We start from the raw sequence: 5,259 nt of genomic DNA, 5'->3' as shown, positions 1-5,259 counted from the left end.
CCCCGCCCCATTCCGGGACGGGCCGGCCGCCGCTCGCCTTCACCTACCTCACTTGGGGTGCTTGCTAACCAAGGGGTTTAGCGAACTAGACGGATTTACTGAACGCCCAGCGACAGGTAGTCGTACTGGCCGTAGGCGTCGTTGACGAAGACGTTGGTGGTGTTTTTGCTACGCACCGTGACCTGCTTGGCCCAGACGCCCGGCAGGATCACCGCCTCCTCCATGACCCGCTTGTCGATCTGGCCCCAGAGCGCGTCCCGCTTCGCGGTGTCGGTCTCGGCGATCGCCTGGTCAATCATGGTGTTGACCTCGGGGATGTTGACGCTCAGGTTGGACGAGCCACCGGTCTCCCGGATGACCCGGCCGTCGACGATCTGCGACAGGAAGCCGAAGCCGTCGTTCCAGTCAGCGGCCCAGCTGTTGACCATCAGGCCGAGGTTGTTCGAGTTGCGGTAGGACGGCTTGCCCGCGTACAGCGCGAAGTAGTCACCGGTCGGGAACGGCTTCAGGGTGAGCTTGATGCCGACCCGGGCGAGGGACTGCTGCAGCGCCTCGGCGGTCGCCTTCTCCTTCGGGCGCTCGGCCCGGTAGGCGATGTTGGTCTCGAACCCGTTGGCCGAGCCGCAGGCCTGCAGAGCGGCCTTGGCCTTGTCGAGGTCACCCTTGTTGTCCGCACCGGCCGAGAAGACATCGAGCTTCTGGAAGCCCGGGATCTGCGGCGGGAGGAGACCCGTCGCGATCTCGCCGCCGGCCTGGGGGCCGCCGTACGCCGTCTGGTAGGTGGTGCGGTCCGCCGCGTACTCGACCGCCTTGCGGCACTCGATGTTCTGCAGCGCTGGGACGTTCGGGTTGATCGAGACGTAGTTCAGGCGCGCGCTGAGCGGGTTGTCCGCGCGCTCCTTGATCGTCGGGTCACCCAGCACGCGGGACAGGGCCGCGGGCTGCACGCCGGTGCCGGCGATGTCGACGTCGAGCGAACCGTCGATGATCTGGTTGTCGATGTCGTCCGCGTTGGCGCCGATGGTCACGTCGTACGCGTCCGGCAGGGCCTTGCGGTTCGGGTCGGTGGACTGGTCCCACTGGTCGTTGCGGACCAGCTTGAAGCCCTTACCGGCCGAGTAGCTCTCGAACTTGTAGGGGCCCGAGGAGACCACGTGCTCCTTGTACTTCGCCTGGGTGTCCTTCGCCTCGGGCACCGGCGCGGTGGCCGGGATCTGCGCGAAGTAGTCGAAGCCACCGAACGGCTTGTTCAGCTTGAAGACGATCGTCCGGTCGTCCGGGGTGTCGATCGCCGGGTTGTCCTGACCCTTGCTCGAGTACGGGCCCTTGTAGCCCTTGAGGTCGAGGAAGTCGTTGAAGTAGGTCGGGCCGTTGACCAGCGTGGCCTTCTCCAGCGAACGCGACACCGCGTACTCGACGTCCTTGGACGTGATCGGGCTGCCGTCCTCGTACTTCAGACCCTGGCGCAGCTTGTAGGTCCAGGTCTTGCCGCCGTCGCTGGGCACGCCCAGGCCCTCGGCGAGGTCACCGGTGAGCTCGCTGCTGGTGTTGCCCGGGCCGACCTTGAACATGGTCAGCGAACGGGTGTAGAGGCGGGCGAGGTTCCAGGACAGGCCGTAGTACGTGTCGCCGGGGTCGACCGAGTCCCAGTCGGACGAGATGGCCATCTTCAACGTGCCACCCTTCTTGTCAGAAGGGTTGAACACCTTGCCGTTGGCGGCGTCGAACGCGGCAACGGCGGTGCCGCCGGTGCTGCTGTCCGTGTTCGAGTCGGTGCTCCCGCCGCCACAGGCGGCGAGGGCGAGGGCGGCAGCGACACCAACAGCGGCGCCGGTCACCAACCTTTTCTTCATCTACTGCTCCCCTTCGTGAGAGAGGTGGTGGGGCTTCGGGGTGTTCCGTTGTGTGCTCATCGCGTCTTTGGGTCGAGCGCGTCGCGGAGACCGTCTCCGAAGAGGTTGAAGGCCAGCACGGTGATGAAGATCGCCAGGCCCGGCCAGAACATGAAGTGCGGCATCGTGTAGTACCGCACCGCCTCGCTGAGCATGCCGCCCCAGGTCGCCGTCGGAGGCCGGATACCGACGCCCAGGAACGACAGGCCGGCCTCGAACAGGATGTTGGTCGGGATGAGCAGCGTGGCGTAGATCAGGATCGGCGCCACCAGGTTGGGCAGCAGTTCCTTGCGCAGGATGTAGCCGTTGCGCGCACCGAGGCTGCGGGCCGCGTCGACGAACTCGCGTTCGCGCAGCGAGAGCGTCTGGCCCCGCACGATGCGGGCCATGTAGCCCCAGTTGAAGAAGCCGATGATGAAGATCAGCAGCACTATTCGCAGCGTGTCGCCGGAGAGCCCGAAGGCCTTGTCCGGGATGACACCGGCGAGCGCGATCGCGAACACCAGGATCGGGAACGCCAGGAACAGGTCCATCGCCCGGCTGATCAGCCAGTCGACCCAGCCGCCGAGGAAACCGGCGATGACGCCGAGCGTCGCGCCGATGATCACCGACAGCAGCGTCGCCAGGAAGGCGATGATCAGCGAGATCCGGGCGCCGTACAGCACGCGGCTGAAGATGTCGCGGCCGAACGGAGGCTCGACACCCATCAGGTGCTTGGGGTCGAACGAACCGAACGGGAACGTCGACGTGGGCGCCTGGGTGGCCGGGTCCATCGTCTCCTGGTGGAACGAGTTGGGGTCGTAACCCCACGCGTTGACGATGAGCGGCGCGAAGATGGCGATCAGGATCAACAGAATGATCACGATGCCGCCGGCCATGGCAGCCTTGTCCCGCTTGAGCCGGCGCCAGGCGATCTGGCCTAGGGAGCGTCCTTCGATGGCCTTCTGGGAGCCCTCGGCTTCAGCCGGCGGCTCCCCGACAGGGACCTGATCGGAAATGGACGCGTCGGGGCCAACGACCATCAGTTGCCCGGTCCTTTCCCCGGCCGCCGCGCGCAGGTGACCGTGCGGCCCGTGGCACGGGCCGGCCCCCGCCGCGTCGACAACCGATCGGTTGGCGCGTACGTGGAGAGTTCGTGATGACCGCCCGACTGGGGTGAGCCGAACGGGCGCGCGAACGTCAGCGACGTGGTGTCGCTGCGTACCGAACAATTTCTCGCGTCGTCGCTCAGCGTCAAGGGCGGGGAGGGGGCGTAACCAACTTCAGGCCTGCCCGTAATGACAATGTGACCTGCCAACTCGGAACCTCGGGTAATCGGGGGATGACGCTGTGCCCAGACGTGAGTACGTCTTCGGTGTGACGGCCATGCTGGCACACGTAACGGGCAGTGTCACACCGGCCCCCGGTATCGAAGCGGACAGCTTGCCCCGATATGCCCGATGAGTGGCTTTCAGTGTGTCTAGGTTGCCGAGATTTGTGGCTTTTGGCAGTGACGTAGTGCCTCAGACCGCACGCCGGCCTTCGAAGGCCCGACCCAGTGTGATCTCGTCCGCGTACTCCAGGTCGCCGCCGACGGGAAGGCCGCTGGCCAGCCGGGTCACGTCGATGCCCATGGGCTTGACCAGCAGGGCGACGTAGGTCGCGGTGGCCTCACCCTCGGTATTCGGATCGGTTGCCAAGATCAGCTCTTTGACCTCGCCGGAGCCGAGCCGGGCCATCAACTCGCGGACCCGCAGGTTGTCGGGGCCGATGCCTTCGAGCGGATTGATCGCCCCGCCGAGGACGTGGTAGCGGCCGCGGAACTCCCCCGTCCGCTCGATCGCGACGACGTCCTTGGGCTCTTCGACGACACAGAGGAACTCGTTGGTACGCCGCGGGTCACGGCAGATCCGGCACTGCTCCGACTCGGCGACGTTGAAGCAGGTGGTGCAGAACCGCACCTGGTCCTTGACCCGGTTGAGCACGGTGGCCAGCCGGGTGACGTCGGCCGGGTCGGCCGAGAGGATGTGGAACGCGATCCGCTGGGCGCTCTTCGGGCCCACGCCCGGCAGGCGGCCCAGCTCGTCGATCAGATCCTGGATCGCGCCTTCGTACACGGTGGTTTCCTCTTAGAAGCCGGGGAGGCCGAGGCCGCCCATCCCACCGCTGACCGGGCCCATCTTCTCCTCGGTGAGCGCCCGGACCGCCTCGGTGCCGTTGCGCAGCGCGGCGAGCACCAGGTCCTCGAGGGTCTCGACGTCCTCGGGGTCGACCGCCTTGGGGTCGATCTTGATCGCCTCGACCTCGCCGGTGCCGTTGAGCGTGACCGTGACGAGACCGCCGCCGGCGGTGCCGGTGACCTCGGCCTCGGCCAACTCGGCCTGCGCGTCGGCGATCTGCTGCTGCATCTTCTGCGCCTGCTTCATCAGCTGCTGCAGGTTGGGCTGTCCACCGGGGCGCACGGGAGACTCCTTCGTCGTCGTTACCGTCGGTCTCATTAGAGAGTAGTGGGGTGATCGCCCCTCGCGCGGGCGAGGTGGCCGGGTGCCGCCTGTTGCCGCTGTGGTTCGTCATGACGGCTATTTGAGGTCGATCTCACCGATCCGCTCGGCACCGAGCGCTTCCTGCAGGAGCGCGAACGCTTGCTGTTCGCTGCTCTGCCGAGCGGTCCGCTCGTCGATGACCTCGTCGGTCGGCTCGTCCCCAGGATCGAACCCTTCGAACCGGACGCCGCTGTTGCCGCTGCTCTTACTGCCGTTGCTCTTGCCGCCGTCGTACTCCGGGTCGAACGGCGGCTCCTCCGCCCAGTCCGCCTCGGTCCGGCCTGGCGCCGACGGCGCGGCGGCGGCTGTTGCCGTGCCGGCCTGTGCCTTCGCCCGCCCGGCGGCGGCTCGCGCGGCCGCCCGGGCCGCGGCCGCGGCCCCGCCGCTGGCCGGGGTAGGGGCCGGGCGCGCCGCAGGTTGCGCGGGCGCCGGGGTGGGCGCGGGCCGAGCCGCGGGCGCGGGCTCCGGCGCGGGACGGGCCGGCGCGGTGGACGCGGGCCGACCCGCCGGCGCGGCGGCGGCCGCGAACGGCACCGGGGCTCCGGCGTAGGCGGGCGCGCCCGGTCCCTCGTGGTCAGAGCTGACCGGCGGCGCAGCAGTCTCGGGCCAATCCGCATCGCCGCCGCCGGCGTCGGCCAGTAGCCCCCCGGGTAGCGCGGTCTCCGGCCAGTCGTCATCGTCATCGGCGACCTGCGCGGCAGCCACCGACCGCGCGCGCCGCTCACCCGGCCCGTCCACCGACGCCCGCGCGTCCCGGCGGCCCGGTGCAACTTGGCTCGCGACGACCGCATTGGTCGGTGCCTCCGCTGGTGCAGTCGCCGGGGGTGCGCTTGTCGGTGCCGCCG

4 protein-coding genes and 1 pseudogene are annotated in these 5,259 nt (G+C 68.4%); all 5 read right to left on the bottom strand.

The features are described 5' to 3' along the window. Positions 1–95: 95 nt before the first annotated feature. Positions 96–1,853 carry an ABC transporter substrate-binding protein gene (locus tag Asi02nite_RS40835; RefSeq protein ID WP_203719414.1) on the bottom strand — a complete coding sequence of 586 codons (1,758 nt, stop codon included), beginning with the start codon at positions 1,851–1,853 and terminating at the stop codon, positions 96–98. A gap of 56 nt (positions 1,854–1,909) precedes the next feature. Then, positions 1,910–2,914 (bottom strand): ABC transporter permease, encoded by a 1,005-nt coding sequence (locus Asi02nite_RS40830; protein WP_203719413.1) that lies wholly within the window; start codon positions 2,912–2,914, stop codon positions 1,910–1,912. 480 nt (positions 2,915–3,394) lie between these two features. Continuing rightward, on the bottom strand, positions 3,395–3,988 hold the full coding sequence (gene recR, locus Asi02nite_RS40825) for a recombination mediator RecR (RefSeq protein ID WP_203719412.1): 594 nt from the start codon (positions 3,986–3,988) through the stop codon (positions 3,395–3,397). Between the two features lie 12 nt (positions 3,989–4,000). Then, positions 4,001–4,309: a YbaB/EbfC family nucleoid-associated protein gene (locus Asi02nite_RS40820; protein ID WP_239127718.1), complete on the bottom strand. Its 309-nt coding sequence runs from the start codon at positions 4,307–4,309 to the stop codon at positions 4,001–4,003. 141 nt (positions 4,310–4,450) lie between these two features. After that, a pseudogene (locus Asi02nite_RS40815) lies at positions 4,451–5,259 on the bottom strand (DNA polymerase III subunit gamma and tau); the annotation flags it as partial.

Origin of the sequence: Asanoa siamensis (assembly GCF_016862555.1) — a bacterium.
Classification (GTDB): Bacteria; Actinomycetota; Actinomycetes; order Mycobacteriales; family Micromonosporaceae; genus Asanoa; species Asanoa siamensis.
This window is presented reverse-complemented; position numbering and strand designations above follow the sequence as displayed.